The sequence below is a fragment of the Leuconostoc citreum genome (genome assembly GCF_004354555.1).
GTDB classification, from domain to species: domain Bacteria; phylum Bacillota; class Bacilli; order Lactobacillales; family Lactobacillaceae; genus Leuconostoc; species Leuconostoc citreum.
The window spans coordinates 39,375-55,365 of record NZ_PUFH01000009.1; the positions used below are offsets into that span (position 1 = coordinate 39,375).

At 35.1% G+C, this 15,991-nt stretch carries 23 protein-coding genes; 8 read left to right on the forward strand and 15 right to left on the reverse strand.

Going from position 1 to position 15,991, the window contains the following annotated elements:
* The first annotated feature begins 51 nt into the window (after nucleotides 1-51).
* Nucleotides 52-591, forward strand: a complete 540-nt coding sequence (locus tag C5L21_RS09260) for a DUF805 domain-containing protein (RefSeq protein ID WP_085699859.1) — start codon at nucleotides 52-54, stop codon at nucleotides 589-591.
* A gap of 470 nt (nucleotides 592-1,061) precedes the next feature.
* On the opposite strand, the gene C5L21_RS09265 is transcribed toward C5L21_RS09260, so the two are convergent.
* The 12 genes from C5L21_RS09265 to C5L21_RS09320 all read right to left on the reverse strand — a co-directional run bounded on the left by C5L21_RS09265 (nucleotide 1,062) and on the right by C5L21_RS09320 (nucleotide 7,669).
* Nucleotides 1,062-2,183, reverse strand: a complete 1,122-nt coding sequence (locus tag C5L21_RS09265) for a tyrosine-type recombinase/integrase (RefSeq protein ID WP_085699857.1) — start codon at nucleotides 2,181-2,183, stop codon at nucleotides 1,062-1,064.
* 124 nt (nucleotides 2,184-2,307) lie between these two features.
* Complete coding sequence (locus C5L21_RS09270; RefSeq protein WP_133286262.1) at nucleotides 2,308-2,508, reverse strand: hypothetical protein; 201 nt, start codon at nucleotides 2,506-2,508, stop codon at nucleotides 2,308-2,310.
* Nucleotides 2,509-2,913 (reverse strand): hypothetical protein, encoded by a 405-nt coding sequence (locus C5L21_RS09275; protein WP_085699853.1) that lies wholly within the window; start codon nucleotides 2,911-2,913, stop codon nucleotides 2,509-2,511.
* 203 nt (nucleotides 2,914-3,116) lie between these two features.
* Nucleotides 3,117-3,461 (reverse strand): hypothetical protein, encoded by a 345-nt coding sequence (locus tag C5L21_RS09280; protein WP_085699851.1) that lies wholly within the window; start codon nucleotides 3,459-3,461, stop codon nucleotides 3,117-3,119.
* A 437-nt stretch (nucleotides 3,462-3,898) separates the two neighbouring features.
* Nucleotides 3,899-5,302 (reverse strand): DNA primase family protein, encoded by a 1,404-nt coding sequence (locus C5L21_RS09285; RefSeq protein WP_085699849.1) that lies wholly within the window; start codon nucleotides 5,300-5,302, stop codon nucleotides 3,899-3,901.
* Nucleotides 5,289-6,113 (reverse strand): bifunctional DNA primase/polymerase, encoded by an 825-nt coding sequence (locus C5L21_RS09290; protein ID WP_085699847.1) that lies wholly within the window; start codon nucleotides 6,111-6,113, stop codon nucleotides 5,289-5,291. Before C5L21_RS09290 ends, C5L21_RS09285 begins: the two co-directional genes overlap by 14 nt.
* Before the next feature lie 2 nt (nucleotides 6,114-6,115).
* Nucleotides 6,116-6,298: a hypothetical protein gene (locus tag C5L21_RS09295; protein WP_085699845.1), complete on the reverse strand. Its 183-nt coding sequence runs from the start codon at nucleotides 6,296-6,298 to the stop codon at nucleotides 6,116-6,118.
* Between the two features lie 2 nt (nucleotides 6,299-6,300).
* Nucleotides 6,301-6,618 carry a hypothetical protein gene (locus tag C5L21_RS09300; protein WP_085699843.1) on the reverse strand — a complete coding sequence of 106 codons (318 nt, stop codon included), beginning with the start codon at nucleotides 6,616-6,618 and terminating at the stop codon, nucleotides 6,301-6,303.
* Nucleotides 6,615-6,893, reverse strand: coding sequence for a hypothetical protein (locus tag C5L21_RS09305; RefSeq protein WP_085699841.1), 279 nt, complete (start codon nucleotides 6,891-6,893; stop codon nucleotides 6,615-6,617). Before C5L21_RS09305 ends, C5L21_RS09300 begins: the two co-directional genes overlap by 4 nt.
* A gap of 15 nt (nucleotides 6,894-6,908) precedes the next feature.
* Nucleotides 6,909-7,142: a hypothetical protein gene (locus C5L21_RS09310; RefSeq protein WP_085699839.1), complete on the reverse strand. Its 234-nt coding sequence runs from the start codon at nucleotides 7,140-7,142 to the stop codon at nucleotides 6,909-6,911.
* Between the two features lies 1 nt (nucleotide 7,143).
* The gene (locus C5L21_RS09315; RefSeq protein WP_085699838.1) at nucleotides 7,144-7,305 is read right to left on the reverse strand and encodes a serine/threonine protein kinase; all 162 of its coding nucleotides are present in this window, start codon (nucleotides 7,303-7,305) and stop codon (nucleotides 7,144-7,146) included.
* A 106-nt stretch (nucleotides 7,306-7,411) separates the two neighbouring features.
* Nucleotides 7,412-7,669 carry a hypothetical protein gene (locus C5L21_RS09320; RefSeq protein WP_085699836.1) on the reverse strand — a complete coding sequence of 86 codons (258 nt, stop codon included), beginning with the start codon at nucleotides 7,667-7,669 and terminating at the stop codon, nucleotides 7,412-7,414.
* A 263-nt stretch (nucleotides 7,670-7,932) separates the two neighbouring features.
* Here C5L21_RS09320 and C5L21_RS09325 point away from each other — a divergent pair, with 263 nt between their 5' ends.
* The 7 genes from C5L21_RS09325 to C5L21_RS09355 all read left to right on the forward strand — a co-directional run bounded on the left by C5L21_RS09325 (nucleotide 7,933) and on the right by C5L21_RS09355 (nucleotide 12,817).
* A complete protein-coding gene (locus C5L21_RS09325) occupies nucleotides 7,933-8,301 on the forward strand; it encodes a helix-turn-helix domain-containing protein (protein WP_085699834.1) in 369 nt (122 codons plus the stop codon).
* Nucleotides 8,302-8,316: 15 nt separating this feature from the next.
* Nucleotides 8,317-8,625, forward strand: coding sequence for an ImmA/IrrE family metallo-endopeptidase (locus C5L21_RS09330; protein ID WP_085699832.1), 309 nt, complete (start codon nucleotides 8,317-8,319; stop codon nucleotides 8,623-8,625).
* Between the two features lie 208 nt (nucleotides 8,626-8,833).
* Nucleotides 8,834-9,304, forward strand: a complete 471-nt coding sequence (locus tag C5L21_RS09335) for a YbaK/EbsC family protein (protein WP_085699830.1) — start codon at nucleotides 8,834-8,836, stop codon at nucleotides 9,302-9,304.
* A 58-nt stretch (nucleotides 9,305-9,362) separates the two neighbouring features.
* Nucleotides 9,363-10,052: a YoaK family protein gene (locus C5L21_RS09340; protein ID WP_085699828.1), complete on the forward strand. Its 690-nt coding sequence runs from the start codon at nucleotides 9,363-9,365 to the stop codon at nucleotides 10,050-10,052.
* Between the two features lie 69 nt (nucleotides 10,053-10,121).
* A complete protein-coding gene (locus C5L21_RS09345) occupies nucleotides 10,122-10,487 on the forward strand; it encodes a DUF1304 domain-containing protein (protein WP_085699826.1) in 366 nt (121 codons plus the stop codon).
* 110 nt (nucleotides 10,488-10,597) lie between these two features.
* Complete coding sequence (locus tag C5L21_RS09350) at nucleotides 10,598-11,497, forward strand: Abi family protein (protein WP_085699824.1); 900 nt, start codon at nucleotides 10,598-10,600, stop codon at nucleotides 11,495-11,497.
* A gap of 1,032 nt (nucleotides 11,498-12,529) precedes the next feature.
* Nucleotides 12,530-12,817: a YciI family protein gene (locus C5L21_RS09355; protein ID WP_004901108.1), complete on the forward strand. Its 288-nt coding sequence runs from the start codon at nucleotides 12,530-12,532 to the stop codon at nucleotides 12,815-12,817.
* Between the two features lie 193 nt (nucleotides 12,818-13,010).
* On the opposite strand, the gene arsC is transcribed toward C5L21_RS09355, so the two are convergent.
* From arsC to C5L21_RS09370, 3 genes are all read right to left on the reverse strand, one after another.
* Nucleotides 13,011-13,424 (reverse strand): arsenate reductase (thioredoxin), encoded by a 414-nt coding sequence (arsC, locus tag C5L21_RS09360; protein WP_004901110.1) that lies wholly within the window; start codon nucleotides 13,422-13,424, stop codon nucleotides 13,011-13,013.
* 740 nt (nucleotides 13,425-14,164) lie between these two features.
* A complete protein-coding gene (locus C5L21_RS09365) occupies nucleotides 14,165-15,127 on the reverse strand; it encodes a cation:proton antiporter (RefSeq protein WP_004901112.1) in 963 nt (320 codons plus the stop codon).
* A 212-nt stretch (nucleotides 15,128-15,339) separates the two neighbouring features.
* A complete protein-coding gene (locus C5L21_RS09370) occupies nucleotides 15,340-15,681 on the reverse strand; it encodes a hypothetical protein (RefSeq protein WP_004901115.1) in 342 nt (113 codons plus the stop codon).
* Between the last annotated feature and the right edge of the window lie 310 nt (nucleotides 15,682-15,991).

The window sequence follows — 15,991 nt, forward strand, 5'->3', positions numbered from 1 at the left end:
TAACAAATACTACGTGCACTGAACCACGTTAAAAGCTTAAGGGGGAAAACTATGATTACTATGACACAATCATTTAAGAATTTTTGGAAAAACTATTTTAATTTTACGGGCACGGCTACTCGTTCAGAATACTGGTGGATGGCGCTGTGGGCGCTTATTATCAGCATTATATGGTTCATTGCAACTATAATCATCATTATATTTTCATTAGCAAGCCAAGATAAAGTAAATATCAAATTTAATACATTCGCTGAATTTATTCACAATACTCCAAGTACATTAATAGTTTGGTGTTTACTATCTTTACTAACATTACTAGCTTTCGTTATTCCATCATTATCGCTTACAGTGAGACGTTACCGTGATAGTGGTCTGAATGAAGTATCAGTATGGCTCTTATTTGCTTTAACATTGATTTCAAGTTGGATTACGTCACCAAATGATTCTCAAAATACCTTCTTTTCTATTTATTTTTCAACTATAGGCATTGTATCTATTATTGAACTTATTGTTACTGTTTTACCAACTAAACAACTTGCAAACACAAGGGTTATCGGTAAAAACAAGTCATATCAGAACAGTGAATTATAAAAGTATATGTTTTTTAATACAGCGTATGTTGTACTTTGTAGAAAATAAAACATTGCAACGCTTACTATTCCTTTTTTGTTGAAGGACATCAATATAAAAATAGTTGGTAATTTATTATTATCGGCTATATTTGCACTAATGTTCATATTAACCCTTTATCAATATTTCGTATAGAATAATAAAAAAGCCTCCGAACAATCGGTGGCTTTTAATGTGTACAGTTGTAGGGAATTATGTATATATTGCAATCTCAAACAAATATTTATACATTATGTACCATATTTTAATTTATGCGTTATTTTGATTAAAATACTATGCAATCTAATGAAACCATATTCATAAGAAAAGGCGCTACATCAAGGTTTTTAAAACCTTATGCAACGCCATAAAATGCTTAGTGGAGTCGAGGGGAGTTACTACACCCCTGCCACATCAACAATTCTGGCGTTTTGTACTATATTTAGTACCTTTTAATCAATTAAACCCGACAAAACATTACCTGTATCATCACTGGCTCGTTTTGTAATGTCGCTATACACATCTAAAGTCATAGATACATCCGCATGTCCTAAGTAAGTTTGTACTTGCTTCACGCTTGCGCCCTGATCTAATGCCAATGTCGCCCATGTATGCCTTAACTTGTGCATAGATAACCCAACCGCAACATTATACTTATCACTGACATCATGTAGCCACTTATTTGGTCTCATGACCTGCAACGTATGCCCATGATTATTGAATACATAATCATCCCCGCTTTTATGGTTACTGACTTCATACCAATTAGACATCACAACTAACATCTTATTATCAATTTTAAGGGTGCGCCTACTTGTTTGGCTCTTAGGCGCTTTAATATAGGTACTACCATTTAAACCACGCCCCAACGCTTGCATAATACTTATATATCCATTGTCAAAGTCTATATTTTGCCATTGTAAAGCGAGTAGTTCCTCGGTTCTCATCCCCGTGAATGCACCTAATCTAAGCAACGTATAGGCTTGCTGATTAATGTATTTGTATTGGCTATCTAGTACGTCAACAAACGCCTTGAACTCGTCAACATCCATAAATTGCCTAGGCTTATTGATTGATCTGCGTGCCTTTGGCATATCTACCTTGGTAAATGGGTCTACATCAATCATATCCATACGCACTGCAATATTTAATAGTCTTTTGAAATAACCTGTTATCTTACGATAATGCAATATTTTACCCTGCATTGTGTTAATATATCGTTGTAAGTTCAATGGCTTAATATCAGTTACCAATATATCGCCCCACTCGGGGATGATATGGATGTTAAAAACGTTCATTGTTTTATTGAGCGTACTTTCTTCCACAGTATGCTGATAGGTATCAAGCCACATATTATACAACTCTTCAACGGTCATCACGTTTGGGGTTGTTTTTTTGTTGTATTTACTTTGGCCATTATCAAACAAAACACTTTGATTATTAAACCATTGTCTAGCACTTTGTTTGCTTTCAAATCCTCGTTTCTTTACACGGACTTTTTGACTACTATTAATTAAATACCCATTTACTTCCCAAACTTTCCCTTTTGGTGTGTCAATTTGCTGAAATTTCATGTTATACCTCTTTGCTACAAGCGAGTAAGCAGAGATTTAGATAAAATAAAAAAGCATGTTCACACGCTTTCATTATTTCACATTATCATGTTGTCTTGCCCTTGCTTAACTCTTTTTTAAACTCCTAATCATAATAATGGCGTACGGCTTCATCTATTTCATCACGATCATAGCGTAACCCGTGTGCTGTTGGATAGGCTCTCACTTTACCTGTATTCACATAACGTTTGATAAAAGTATTGTCTGCAACACTAATATATTTGTGCGCTTCATTGCGTTTCATCCACTTTGGCCATAACTGGCGATGTTCTGTGTTTGCTGTCATCTAGTCTCCTTTCCACAATTCAAGTATTAATTTATTCACGTATCGCTCAATGCCATTAACATTGATATACTTAACCGCCAATGCTAATGCTAACCTGCCTTTGTAGACTAAGTGTATGCTCATTGACTGTGCGACATAAACATCAAAGCGTTTTGAATACTTGTTTGCATTCACATTAGCTGTTCGTTTACTCGCCATAGGGTGTGTTTCTTGATAGGCTCTGGTCTTATTGCCGTAAGTTGTATAGCTCAAAACATAGTTTATAGCTCTGCGATTAGTTAGCTTTCTAGTCATTAACTCATCCATAACGAGGTTGAATACATACACATAAAACATAGTGCTTTCTTTCTCTGCATAGGTTTTTTCTGGTCTCGGCAACCTATTCATATAATCTTGAATATCCATAAAAACTTTCTCACTAGTAAAAGGCAACCTCTACATTTTAATGTTCATAAGCTAAGTCCTTGCAAACACTACATTTAAGACAGCCACACTGTATACCTTTTTATATTTTATTCATTAAAACAACCCTCAAAATACCTTTATAACAGTTTTTAAACGTGATTATTGCTATTTTAAAAGATGTCATTTTGTTCAGTTTTGTCTACCTATTCAATGCCCCTCAATTCTAGCTCGGTCTCAAATTTAATTTGCGCACTGCGTGACTTTTGTTGTAATTGCAAATACTCTGCCCATATCTCTTGTAACTGCTCTTGTGACGGTTCACTCTTAGTAAAATCACTGGCTTCAAATCGTTCAACGTTGTAACCAAACATATTTAATGTCAACTCAAGCATTTTTGCTTTGTGTCTAGTGAGTTCTAACTGGTGTGCTGTCATAACGTCGTGTGTCTCTTGATTATGATTAACTTGTTCAAGAAACTTGATGTGTCTACGCTGTTCAAACAAATAGCCAATCATTGCTATAAATATAAAGCCAACTATATAATTCATTTCATCCCCTTAACGACTGCGTCATATTGTCACACTCAACTTTTCCAGTCCTTGCTTAATTGCTTCAATCTGACAAAATTCGCCAAAACTGATACTAATATCATCTGTCTTATTTTTCATTAAATCTTTGTAAGCTGTCATGCAGTTATAATAAAAATCTTTATTCATAATTCCTCTTTTCCTTATCAAATTGACTTTAAAATACTTTCAATTTACCTATTATTGACTTTGCTAAAACGCTGTATCTGTTGTGCCACAAACCTTAAACCTAAATAATTGACTTTCTCGACCTTTTCTCGAAGTCCTTATATATACGTATATATATTATTTATTCTAGTAACTTCAATAAAAAGTCAATAACATCAATAACCTTTATACACCAACGGTTACAAGCATTTTTTATGTCAATAATAGCTCTATAAAACATCTGTTTAACGTCAATCTATATACTTAATATCCAAAAATCGCTTAGTTGCTTTGCCGTGTTCATCATCTAAACTTGAAATAGTCACACTTTTTGAACTTTTAATACCTAAATGTTCCATACGACTGTAAAATGTGTTGCGGTTTATCGTTTCTTTCATACCCATATCTTCAACATCTCGACTAAATTGCTGATACATATACTTGGCGGTTGGTCGCCTGTCTTTAGCTTCCTCCGTATGTTCATCTAGCCACTGTGAGACAATATCAGCGCTCTTTAGCCATTCTGCTGTCGCTTTCTGGACGTTTTCGGGGATGTTTAACGTCTTAGCTCGCTCTGCGTCCATAAATAGCTTAATGACCTTACGTGTAAACGCTGGGCGCTCATCTAATAACTCGGCTTCATCAAAATAATCACTCTTGCCGTCTTTGGTAGTAAACCCCTTACCTTGCGTTGTGAGTACCAATGGTCTACGATCTAATCCGCTATCTCGTCTAATGTTGGGTAAGTCATTAGCTGAAAAAAATAGTGTGGCATAATTGACGATACTAAAAGCCTGCACACCCTTAGATTCCACTTCAAATCGTTCTTTACCACTCACAGCTAGTTTGAGGTTCTCTGTGTTTGGCATGTAGTTAGCTGGTATATCACTGCCAATGTTTGCATACTTACCCACTAGCCCAACCGTTTTGAATTTATCCCCAAATGCTTGTAAACTCAATTCACTGACGTTACCGCTATACAGTTTCTGACCAATATAAGTAAGCGCCGTGCCTTTTCCGTTACCACCTTTACCATACAAAATGACAAAGTTTTGAAAGGGCAAGTAATTACGTTTAAAGCCATAACCAATAAACTTGTATAATAGCTCTGCATTTTCATCCCCTAACAGTCGGGTAAAAAACTCGTCCGTCTTGGGTGTCGGTAAATCTTTATCACTAACTGGATAATCTAACCCACCTAAAGCATGGTACTGTGATGCGTTTGGCTTAATTTCTAACGTCCGCATATCCAATGTGCCATTAGTAAAGCTAACCATATAAGGCTTATCAGTAAAATCGATATAATCAGCCACATCTTTTACTGTGATTACTCGGATTAAGTCCACAATATTTTTGACTTGCTTGGCACTGGTTAGCTTTTTATGCTGTTTTAATAGTGTCGCCACTCTTGAACTTAACGCATTATCTGCCTGCTTCACATTCTTGTACCGTTTCCAATACTGACCGTTAAACAAATACCCTGCTAGATTATTGTTATCAGTGTAAAAATTAGTCTCTTTCGCCACAAACTCCGCTAATCGTTCAACATTCACTGTCGTCTTGCTGATTTCGCCTGTCTCGTTGTATTGCACATCCAACCAACTCGGCACTTTGTTCGTAACTTTTGGCATTGGTGTTGTATCAATCTCTGCCATAGCTATTTATCCTCATTATTTTACGTTCCTCTCGCCTTCTTGCACTCATATACACCTTGCCTAGTTCATCATGGGGTAATGGTTCGTTACTGCGTTCATTGGTAATTTGTAAAATATCGTAAATGCTTTGTGGCTCAATATTTAAGGCAAACAAATACCCTGCTAAGCTCATCGCTTGATCGTTGCGTTGTCCTGTCTCAAAGCCATTTTTGACCATTAACCAACGGTCTACATTGCTGTATCTGCTCGTTGATTTTGTCTTTGATGTATTTGTACCACCGTGATTATTTGCAAGCTGATACACCCACTCTGGCGCTTGCTGTATCGTCTCAAAAGGGGTAATTGCTCGATATGGTTGCTGATTGATAACACTGGGTGCAACAATGACCCCATGTTTGTTAGTCAAAAGGTCTACACCTTGCAAGGCGCTGACTTTCTCTGCTGGCTTAGTCTTGCCCTCGGTGATGAGATAAAAAGCGTGTAGTCCACCACTGGCTGTCCGTTCAACATAAGTGTCTTGGATAGTCTCTGGGTTGATGTCGTGCGACTTAAACCATGCGCTAATGCTTTTCATACCATTGTGTTTATGCTTATCAATATCAACCACAATTAAATTACTCCGTGACAAGTCAATTCCCACATTGCCGTCTTGATACTCTGGATGTCCGTTTATCCAGTGTTTTAAATCATCCCCATTTTTAAAACTGTTATTGTACCCACCGCTGACTGCATTGTGCTTCTGATTAGGTAGCGCCATAAACACATAAGCACCTGTCTGTTGATATTGTTTGATTTGTTCCCACTTAGCCACTGTTACACCCTGCCTTTAAGCGTTTGCAAACGTGTCTCAACTTCATTAAGGTCAGTCCCTATCCTTAACACCATGCTAATGAGTTTTTGTGGCTCTTTCTGATACCTAGCTAAATTGACAAGGCTCTTTGCACTCATCACACTTTCTAAGGCGTGATTAACCGCTACTCGTTGTGATTGTGTCATGCTTAAACCCTCGCAAATCTTTCTTCATGCTTCAACAACGCATTAATGATTGTTTGTTGACTATTAACACTCTTTTGTAAGGTGTTCACTGTTTCCCAAAACTCGTTACTTGTAACAATAAGATACATGCCACCGTGCGCTTGGCGGTTACTCCCGATTAAATACCCACGTTTACGCAAATCTGCGACAATATCACTCACACGCTTTTTATTAATCCGCAATAAGTAAGCCAACTTCTCCAATGTAATTGCTTGCGCACGTCCCGCGGGCAATGTATTTAGTATCTGCTGTTCAATGTTTGATAATGGTGTTTCTGTCATTGTTGGTCGCCTCGCTCGAAACTGTCTAACCAATCGTGAAATCTAATTTCATCTACAGGCTGAAACGTTTTTTTGTTTAAATCAACGCTGAACATTGGTTCGTTAAATAACGAGTTGATGTAATCAACTTGAGCCAATGTAATATAAAATTTTGTATTTTTATCCTTATCCATGTTAAAATGTGTATAGCAAAAGCCATGATATAGGCGTTTGTAGCAAGGCTCATCCGTAAGTTTGGTCGCTCGGGGATGTGCTTTTTTTGTGCCCTTTTTCATGCTTTGCCGTCCTTTCTATTTAGTTACTTGAAATAATTCACGTTCAATGGCTTTAATATCATAGATCACTACTTTGTCATGTTTATAACCTGTGATAAGTCCTTGTCGTTTCCAGCTTTTAACCGTTCCCAAACTCACATCAAAATGTTCCGCCACTTTCTCAGCTCGTTTCCAGACATGCGTATTTTGTCTGAACTGAAATGCCAGTTCTGCTAGTTCTTCCATTAGATCATCATTACTTACTGCCATATCATCCCCTAATAATCAATCGTGTGGTGGCTCTGTCTAACAACTCATAAGCTTGCATGATTTCAAACTGTGCTTGTTCGTTACCTGCTACCCTGTCACTGTTAGCAATGTCAACCAAGGGCTTATACATGCGCTCTAACGTTCTCACATACACATTGCTCATGCTTTGCGTTCCTCCTTTAGACTATCTCCAACAACCACACCCATAATAAAGGCGCTACCTACTACAAATACAAGCCCGATAACTTGTGCTAACCATAATGTCATTCTTAGTCCTCCTTTTCTGTTTGTGCTTGATTTTCTAAACCGCCTTGCACATTCTCGTTATCTTCCATACGGTCATAATATTTGAGTTGCATGTCTTCCAAATCTTTCAACATGTTAATGACTGTTGGCGTTGTGATATGGTCGCCTGCTTTCAAGCTATCAACCAATGTGAGCGCTAATGTTTCTTGTACATCCTCAAGCGCGCTGTTCGTGTCCTTGATAACTTCTGCTTCATTAAATAGTGCGTTTGATACTGCCATGATAATTTCTCCTGTCTCGTTGCTTTTATAGTGATTCACTCTTGCACTTAATATCCTTACTTGCCTTTAAATGACCTTGCTTGTCTGGTATGATTAGTGTATATGTAACCAACTGAACATTATAAACGTAACCTTAGGTACGTATCGTTATTTATAATTTACACTTTGATACCTTAGGTTACAACGAGCTTTATTGTTTCTTAACTTAGTTTTATTTTTAGTTAACACCTTTATTTTTTCTTAATATTTAAGCGAGGTACATTATGTCTGTGACTGCTAACCGTATAAAAGAATTACGTACACAAAAAAAGCTCACCCAAAGTGAACTTGCTGAAATAATCAACACATCCCGTGTAACCATTTCACGTATTGAGAGTGAGGCACGCCAGCCCTCTTTTGCCATGCTCTCATTGATTGCTAACGCTTTAGATACAACTATGGACTATTTACAGGGCAAAACAGATAATGTGCTTAAAACGTCTCAAACTAGCTCTGATGACGGGGATGATAAGCCACTTACTCCCAACCAACGGCGCATAGCATATAGTATTGACCCCTCTGTGTCTGACGAGGAACGCGAAGACATTATAAAAATGGTTCATCTCGCTATGAAACACCGCAGACGCATTTAATTCGAGGTTACGCCTATGACTAACCTTGAATACGTATTAAATTTATTGCCTGATTATGCTTTTTACTTTATTGACGTGTCATCCCCGAACTTTCATGGCTGTATCGACTATGACAGCAAAGCCATATATCTTAATGAGAATGACAACGATTATGTACAGCTTATGACAGCCCTACATGAGTATGGTCATGCTGACGATAAGCCCTCTGATTATTCAAGCAAGAGGCATTACAACACGCTATTAGCTGAAAAACAAGCCAATATAACGGCAAAACGGTTACTAGCTGACTTATTTCCAACCAAAAAAGCTACCTACTATCAGTAAGTGACTTGAACTGTTATATAAAAATGACATCTCCTCTGATTATTCAAACAGGAAAACATATAAAACACGACCTGCTGAAAATCAGGATTATTAGGCAATAAAACATTCTAAATTAGACTCTGTTAATGAATGTATCGAAATTTTCAACTTCATTTAATAAATTTATGTTATGAATTTTTGTATAAAATTACTGTAGAGAGTATTGAATATGGACATTAAAGTAAAAAAAATGTTTGAACATTATAAAATAAAATATTGTTTGTACAAACATTCTCCTATATACACGATTGCAGACGCTCAACAACTTCCTTTCATTTCTGATATTTATGAGGTTAAAAATCTGTTTTTAAGAAATCAAAAAAAAACTGCCTATTATTTGTTTAGTCTACCAGTAAATAGTTCTTTAACGCTTAAAGACATTGCCTATATTACAATGAATAAAAAAGTTAGTTTTGCCTCTGACCAAGATTTAATGAATATACTATCAGTATCTTCAGGTAGCGTGTCCATATTAAATGCACTAAATGATGATAATAAATCAGTTGAATATTATATTTCTAATGATATTTTAACAGAAAACAACGTGGCATATCATCCAAACCAAAATAATGAAACAGTTGTTTTCAATGGCTCAGAAATTACAAAGATTTTAGATGGTTATAAATTACACGTACTATAATCTGGGTATTGATTGTCTAAACAATATAAGCTCCATACTATTAAAAAAGGTTTCATAAATGAATACATATCTTCCAAAACGTATTGTCGTAAATTCTAATAATAGTCGTTTTTTTGCTATACTAATGGCTTTTTCCGGTGGCGTATCAGATGTTTACTGCCATATATACTTTCATGGTCTAGTTGCAACTCAAACTGGAAACGTGATTTTATTAGCTTCTGATTTATCTCAAAAAAATTGGTCTCAAGTAATCCCTAAACTATTGTCGATACTTACATTTTCGCTCGGATTTCTCGCAGGAATTTGGATCAAAGAAAAAAACGATCATTATTTATATTGGCGGAGTTACACAATGATTCCTGTTGTAATTGCTAGCCTACTAATTCCCTTTGCACCATATGACTTCCATCTACTTAAACTATGCTCGTTGGCATTTGGAACGGGTCTCCTAATGTTAACCTTCACAGGAGTTAGAGTTGAAAAAAATCAATACACAATAATGATGACTTCTGGTAATTATCGTAGAATGTTAACAGAATGGTATTACTATCTCACATCAAAAAATAAATCAGCCATTTTAAAACGTAATGCTGAAAATTACACTATAGTTGTCATCTCTTTTCTAACTGGTGCCTGTCTTCTAGCTATTGTAAACCTTTTCTGGGGTCCATATACTATTTGGCTAGCATCTATAACGTTCTTTTTAGCATTTATGATCGAATTTTCCCAAGCTTCGCGAAATAATTAGTTAATCAATACAGAATGGTAAATAAAAATACGTGCCAGAACCACGTTAAAAGCAAATGGAAGAGAAAAAATGAATTTAGTAATTACTATTATTAGCCTTTTAGTCGCCGTAGAATTTCTATACATTATGTATTTAGAAACTTTTGCTACAACATCCCCAAATACAGCCAAGACATTTAACATGTCGGAAACTGATTTACAAAGTAAAAAAATACAGACTTTGTTAAAAAATCAAGGTGTTTACAACGGTTTGATTGCAGTGGGTATAATTTATTCACTATTCTTCACACACAACTACCACAACAGCTTACTTGCTATTATGATCTATATTATTTTAGTAGCTTTGTATGGTAGTTTCTCATCTGGAAATAAATCTATATTTTTCAAGCAAGGCACACTGGCTGTCATTGTAGCAATTTTATTATTGATTAGTTAATTTTATAAGCACTCACAGAGTGCGTACATACGTGCCAAGCGTTCACGTTAAAAAGTTAAAAATAACAAGAATGCAATGTTTGAATACGAAATCTAAAAAAGAAGACATCAATGAGTAGAAAAGACAAACCAAAATTAAATACCCTTTCACTAATTAATCACATGAAATCGAAGGGAATAACTTTTTCATTAATTTCAGAAGCCGAAGCAGAGCAATTTTTAGATACCAAAAATTACTATTTTAAAGCAACATCTTATCGCTCTAATTTCCCAAAAACAAATAGCAAATATGTAAATCTCGATTTCGCATATTTAGTAGAACTCGCAGCAATAGATGTACAGCTTAGACGATACCTTTTTGAAGTCGCTATGAATGTTGAACATGGGCTCAAAGTCAAAATGCTTGCAATCATTAACAATAATGACCAAGAAGACGGATACACAATAGTTGATGAATTTAAAAGTAGATATCAGAGTTACTATAACACTACTATTGATTACATGAAAAAGAGTAAATATTCTCAGGATTTATACGCAAAACATAGCAAAGATCTTTCCGTCTGGGTTTTACTTGAAACAATGTCATTCGGAGCACTCACAAAATTTATTGAATTTTACGCTAAAAAATACCCAAGTAAACAATTAAATACATTTGTAAATACAATGCGCTACGCAAAAAATATTCGTAATGCTGTAGCTCATTCATCTCCAATATTGATTAATTTGTTTACTTCGAAAGAATTTGTTCCAAAACCCTCAGCTGTGGTATCAAACTTTTCCCGGATTCATGGAATTCAGAGACAATTTATTCAAGACATGAAAGTACATGATTTGGTAGCATTGTTTTATTTGAATAGACAACTTTCGAGTGAGCGCGCTAGATATCATACAGAGAAAAATGGTCGCGAAACACTAAATCGTCTGACACGACACAAGGAGTATTTCCAAGGGTTGCCATCTCTTCAACAATTTGAAATCGTATTCTCTCAAATTCTTGACACTCAAATCTAGATATAGTATTATTAATTTACGGAAACATTGGTAAGCCCGATGGCTTGTGAGATGGTATCAAAATTCAAGTTGTACATAAAAAAGCAAATTCTAAAATCTCATTAGAATTTGCTTTTTCTTTATATATTTTAAATTGCTCAACATTTTTCTAGTATAGATCACTTCAGAAAGTGTGACCTTGTGACCAGCAAAATGTAACCTTTTTGTAACCTGTGACAACGTTTGCGACGCCTTGTATAGCCCTTTATAGCAACGATTAAACGCGTGTTAATGTAGGTATTTGTTGGTATTACCATGCTAGAAAATACTAGAATTCATGTTGGAAAATACTGGAGTTACATGTTAGGTTTTGTTAGAGTTTTTGTAACCTTGCATGCTAACATTTTTGTAACCTTATATGCTTGCATGTTTGTAACATTTGATATTGTCAATTCATCCCCATATATAATAAAAAGCCACGCTCTAGGTTTGATCTAGGTCGTGGTTTTATTATGTCTATTTTAAAGCAATATAAGCTGTTTTAAGCGTTGTTAATCGTTTATAGTATAATTTACACCATTTTATATTTAAGACGCTTATTCAACGTTATTATCGACTGATTACGTAAATCTCACCCCTTTTATGCGTCGTCAAGTTCTGGGTATTCGGATATAATCTGATTTTTTATGGTTCGTCTAATTCTTTTTATTTGGGGATGTCCCTTTTTATGGTGTCCAAAATGTACAGATAATTTGCATATCTCATTCTCGAAATTAATTTACATTTGTAGTCTTACACAATTTACACCCCGCCCTCGTGTATCAGAATAGAGAGCGCTCACATATCGTCATCTTGTAAAAATGTTCAATTTTCAAAAGTTTTTTTCTGTTAATTATGGGTGCCTGATTTACTGTTACATTAGCATTCTTTGTTGTAAAAAGTACCCGCTAAACCGACCCTATTTTACTTTCCTTTATTAGCGGGCGCGTCCGATTGACAAGAAAAAAACACTTTAGTAGTATTTAATTCATAAATATTACTAGGAGAAAAAACATGTTTATAATTGAATTAACTTACATCAAACCGATTGCTGAAGTTGAACATTTTTTGCCAGCTCATATTGAATACTTAGATAAGTACTATAAATCAGGGCATTTTATTATGTCTGGTAGAAAAGAACCACGAACAGGTGGCATGATTGTGGCTCAGGCCGAATCTTTGGAAGAGCTAACACAAATCTATAATACCGACCCATTTTTTATAAACAATATTGCTTCCTTTAATATAACTTACTTTGTTCCTTCAAAATGGGCAGAACAAATGAATAGCTATTTGTCATAGTTTGTAACGCATGATAGCAACGATTAAATGTCTGTTAATGTAGGTGTGTCACATATGTAAAACAGGTCACTATCACTCTGAGTGATAGCGGATTCAATGTAATTGATAACGGCTAATTTATTGATTAGTTTTTCTGTAAACATTTTTTAAAACCAAAAGACAAGCCATAATGTAATGTGCGCTCGTCTACTGTTTATCCAACAAGATTCATCTTTAATTGCTGTACCAATATCCTAACTTCATCACGTGTCTTTCTAAACTGATTTTGAATAACCTCTTCTGGTCCTGTGGTGCTAGCCGGGTCAGTTAACGGCCAATGCAACCTTTTAATATTGGCTGGAGTAACAGGGCATTTATCATTGGCATCTCCACACAACGTAATAATATAGTCACAGTTAAATAAAAAATCGTTATCAATTAAATCGGACGTATGATTAGATATATCAACTCCCACTTCTGCCATAACACTTACAGCTCTTTGATTTAATCCATGTTGTTCAATACCTGCACTCTTAATTATCCAGTTCTTAGGCATAATATCTTTCGCAAACCCTTCTGCTATCTGACTACGGCAGGAATTTCCTGTACACAAAAAGTAAATTTTCATTAATCTATTCCTTTAAATTTATAAAATACTGTTGTACAACTAATTATACCTGATACTAAATAAATCCATATTAATAAACCTATTTTGGGTTAATAACTTAAAACTTATAACGTGTAGCCCCAACCAGCGGGTTCCTATTTACGTCTTTTGTAATGTACATATAGCATGTCTTACAACAAAACATGCTAATAACCATAAATGTTTGTGCTACCCCTAAACGCCTATTTTTAGTTAGAAATGCCTTTATATCAGCATTCTATATGAAAAAATCACCTTTAAAAAATTTTTGATTTCTGCATTCGTAAGATTTCAGGACGCCACCTTGTGACGCTCCCCTCCAACAACCCCACCCCGGGTTTTTTTATAAAAACCAATATTAAGGGCATATGTACCTGATTTTTTAGTAATATGTCATACTTTTTTAGTGAACTGGTCAACTAATTGAACATACCTATAAATCCTAACGGCATTGGTAATTGCTTTATGTGAACCAAAAATTTCTACATTTTCACGAATCACTTATTGAATTTCAAATTATTTTTTTGTTTAGTTCTTTGAATTTGACAACAATCAATCTTCTTCCAATCATTCATCACGTTTCTTTATTACAAACAAAAAGCACTGCTTTTACTGCAATGCACAATATCTTAAATGATTAAAACTCACAGTTATGTGTTAGAGTCTTTAAAATGATGATGCCATTCCATTAATTTTACTCTTGGTCCTTATAAATTAGTATATCAGACCTTTTTAAATAATGGTTTCATAATTATGGGTGCTAGTATCGTTGAAACAATTACGGCAACAACAAATTCTGCTGACGTATCATCATTAATAATCTGTGATGATATACCTATTTGAATAATTACAAGAGCCATCTCACCTCTAGAAATCATCCCCGCTCCTATTGCGTTTGCAACATTAACATTTAAACCTGAAAGTCTTGCTCCCCATAAAGACCCGATAAATTTGGTTGTAACAGCCAACACACTAAATATTATAATAGCTGTTAGCTTGTTCCCTAGTCCTTGAATCGCAACTTCAAGACCAATAGATCCAAAGAATACTGGATAGAAAAACCAATTACCAATTTTTGTACTTAAAGCACCTACCTTATCAGAAAAATTAAATTTTCTCAATACTATTCCTAAGGCAAAAGCAAATAAGGGCAATAGACTATTTATCCCTAAGGCGCCTCCGCCTACAAAAACAGAGAATAACGTCACAGCAACCAAAGCAATTATATCATCCAACACAGCTGCTGAAAGTATAATTGCCCCCATTGAAGTCGCTAATTTCTTTTGTTCGGCTAGTACAGCTAATGTGATTGAAATAGACGTTGCAGAGAAAACAACCCCCGCAAATATAGCAGTTTGCATATTATATCCAAGCAATAGAAATGCAATCGGGAAAGCAATTACTGGTAATAGCACTCCCATGATTGCAATAAGCGAAGAGGCCTTAATATATTTTTTCATTTCTTTTACATCAGACTCTAGACCCGAATTTAACATTAACAAAAAAATACCTGTCTCAGCAAACAAGTGAATTAAATAGCCTGGTTCTACTACATTCAACAAACTAGTTCCTAAAATGATACCTGACAATAGTTGTCCAACAACTTCAGACAACCCAAACCAAGTGCCTATTTTCCCAAGTACAACAGTAACTATAACTAGCAACAAAATTAATAGATATTCCATTATTTCTCCTAACATTTAAAAAGCCCCAAAAACAGCTAGTTCCCCGACTAACCATTCTTGAAGCTTACGCCCAACCGTTCAAATTTAATTACGTTTACTATATCATAGTTTTGATGTTCAAATCAAATTTGATCATCTAGTTACATTTTTTTATTCCTGCAATTAATTTTTGTGATGTTCTAGCACAACTGAATTCATACTACTTTGTCGGCTCACTCATTATACAATCTTGCCCGTGGTCGCTCTATCTTGCTGACAATGGCGTTTAATTCATTATTTAGTGCCACAATATAGCTAGTTGGTGCTACGATATTATAGAACTCTCCAAACGCTCTATTTTCGCGATATTTGAGCTTGTACATGTCTTTTAACTCTGGTGTAAGCTTGAGACTAAACTCGTCTAAAACACGCTTAATTTCACGTATAAACGGCTCGTTGTCTCGTCTATATTGATTATCACTATCTGGGTACTTATCTATGTACTCAATCTGTAAATCTATCATCCCCATAAAATAACTTCTCAATATTTCACGATTAGTCCATTGGTTTGTCATAGTTACCTCTTTAATGAGTTGGTATTATATGAATATTATACTGTATATATACAATTTATTTTAGTATATATGCTGATTATGTACCACATCCTGCTGATGTGCTAAATATTTCCCATTTAGACAAATAAAAAACGGCTTAAATGCCGTTACACTGCCTACTCGCTCGGTTATAAAAAGTACCTAAAAAAGTACCTAAATGTGTGAAATGCTATGAAATACAGTGCAACGTTTTTCATAAGAAAAGGCGCTACATCAAGGTTTTTGAAACCTTATGCAACGCCATGAAATGCTTAGTGGAGTCGAGGGGAGT

Bases quoted from the DNA above. Each gene is read 5' to 3' on its own strand.
- C5L21_RS09260 (WP_085699859.1), top strand. From the start codon at position 52: ATGATTACTATGACACAATCATTTAAGAATTTTTGGAAAAACTATTTT.
- C5L21_RS09265 (WP_085699857.1), bottom strand. From the start codon at position 2,183: ATGAAATTTCAGCAAATTGACACACCAAAAGGGAAAGTTTGGGAAGTA.
- C5L21_RS09270 (WP_133286262.1), bottom strand. From the start codon at position 2,508: ATGACAGCAAACACAGAACATCGCCAGTTATGGCCAAAGTGGATGAAA.
- C5L21_RS09275 (WP_085699853.1), bottom strand. From the start codon at position 2,913: ATGGATATTCAAGATTATATGAATAGGTTGCCGAGACCAGAAAAAACC.
- C5L21_RS09280 (WP_085699851.1), bottom strand. From the start codon at position 3,461: ATGAATTATATAGTTGGCTTTATATTTATAGCAATGATTGGCTATTTG.
- C5L21_RS09285 (WP_085699849.1), bottom strand. From the start codon at position 5,302: ATGGCAGAGATTGATACAACACCAATGCCAAAAGTTACGAACAAAGTG.
- C5L21_RS09295 (WP_085699845.1), bottom strand. From the start codon at position 6,298: ATGACACAATCACAACGAGTAGCGGTTAATCACGCCTTAGAAAGTGTG.
- C5L21_RS09300 (WP_085699843.1), bottom strand. From the start codon at position 6,618: ATGACAGAAACACCATTATCAAACATTGAACAGCAGATACTAAATACA.
- C5L21_RS09305 (WP_085699841.1), bottom strand. From the start codon at position 6,893: ATGAAAAAGGGCACAAAAAAAGCACATCCCCGAGCGACCAAACTTACG.
- C5L21_RS09310 (WP_085699839.1), bottom strand. From the start codon at position 7,142: ATGGCAGTAAGTAATGATGATCTAATGGAAGAACTAGCAGAACTGGCA.
- C5L21_RS09315 (WP_085699838.1), bottom strand. From the start codon at position 7,305: ATGAGCAATGTGTATGTGAGAACGTTAGAGCGCATGTATAAGCCCTTG.
- C5L21_RS09320 (WP_085699836.1), bottom strand. From the start codon at position 7,669: ATGGCAGTATCAAACGCACTATTTAATGAAGCAGAAGTTATCAAGGAC.
- C5L21_RS09325 (WP_085699834.1), top strand. From the start codon at position 7,933: ATGTCTGTGACTGCTAACCGTATAAAAGAATTACGTACACAAAAAAAG.
- C5L21_RS09330 (WP_085699832.1), top strand. From the start codon at position 8,317: ATGACTAACCTTGAATACGTATTAAATTTATTGCCTGATTATGCTTTT.
- C5L21_RS09335 (WP_085699830.1), top strand. From the start codon at position 8,834: ATGGACATTAAAGTAAAAAAAATGTTTGAACATTATAAAATAAAATAT.
- C5L21_RS09340 (WP_085699828.1), top strand. From the start codon at position 9,363: ATGAATACATATCTTCCAAAACGTATTGTCGTAAATTCTAATAATAGT.
- C5L21_RS09345 (WP_085699826.1), top strand. From the start codon at position 10,122: ATGAATTTAGTAATTACTATTATTAGCCTTTTAGTCGCCGTAGAATTT.
- C5L21_RS09350 (WP_085699824.1), top strand. From the start codon at position 10,598: ATGAGTAGAAAAGACAAACCAAAATTAAATACCCTTTCACTAATTAAT.
- C5L21_RS09355 (WP_004901108.1), top strand. From the start codon at position 12,530: ATGTTTATAATTGAATTAACTTACATCAAACCGATTGCTGAAGTTGAA.
- arsC (WP_004901110.1), bottom strand. From the start codon at position 13,424: ATGAAAATTTACTTTTTGTGTACAGGAAATTCCTGCCGTAGTCAGATA.
- C5L21_RS09365 (WP_004901112.1), bottom strand. From the start codon at position 15,127: ATGGAATATCTATTAATTTTGTTGCTAGTTATAGTTACTGTTGTACTT.
- C5L21_RS09370 (WP_004901115.1), bottom strand. From the start codon at position 15,681: ATGACAAACCAATGGACTAATCGTGAAATATTGAGAAGTTATTTTATG.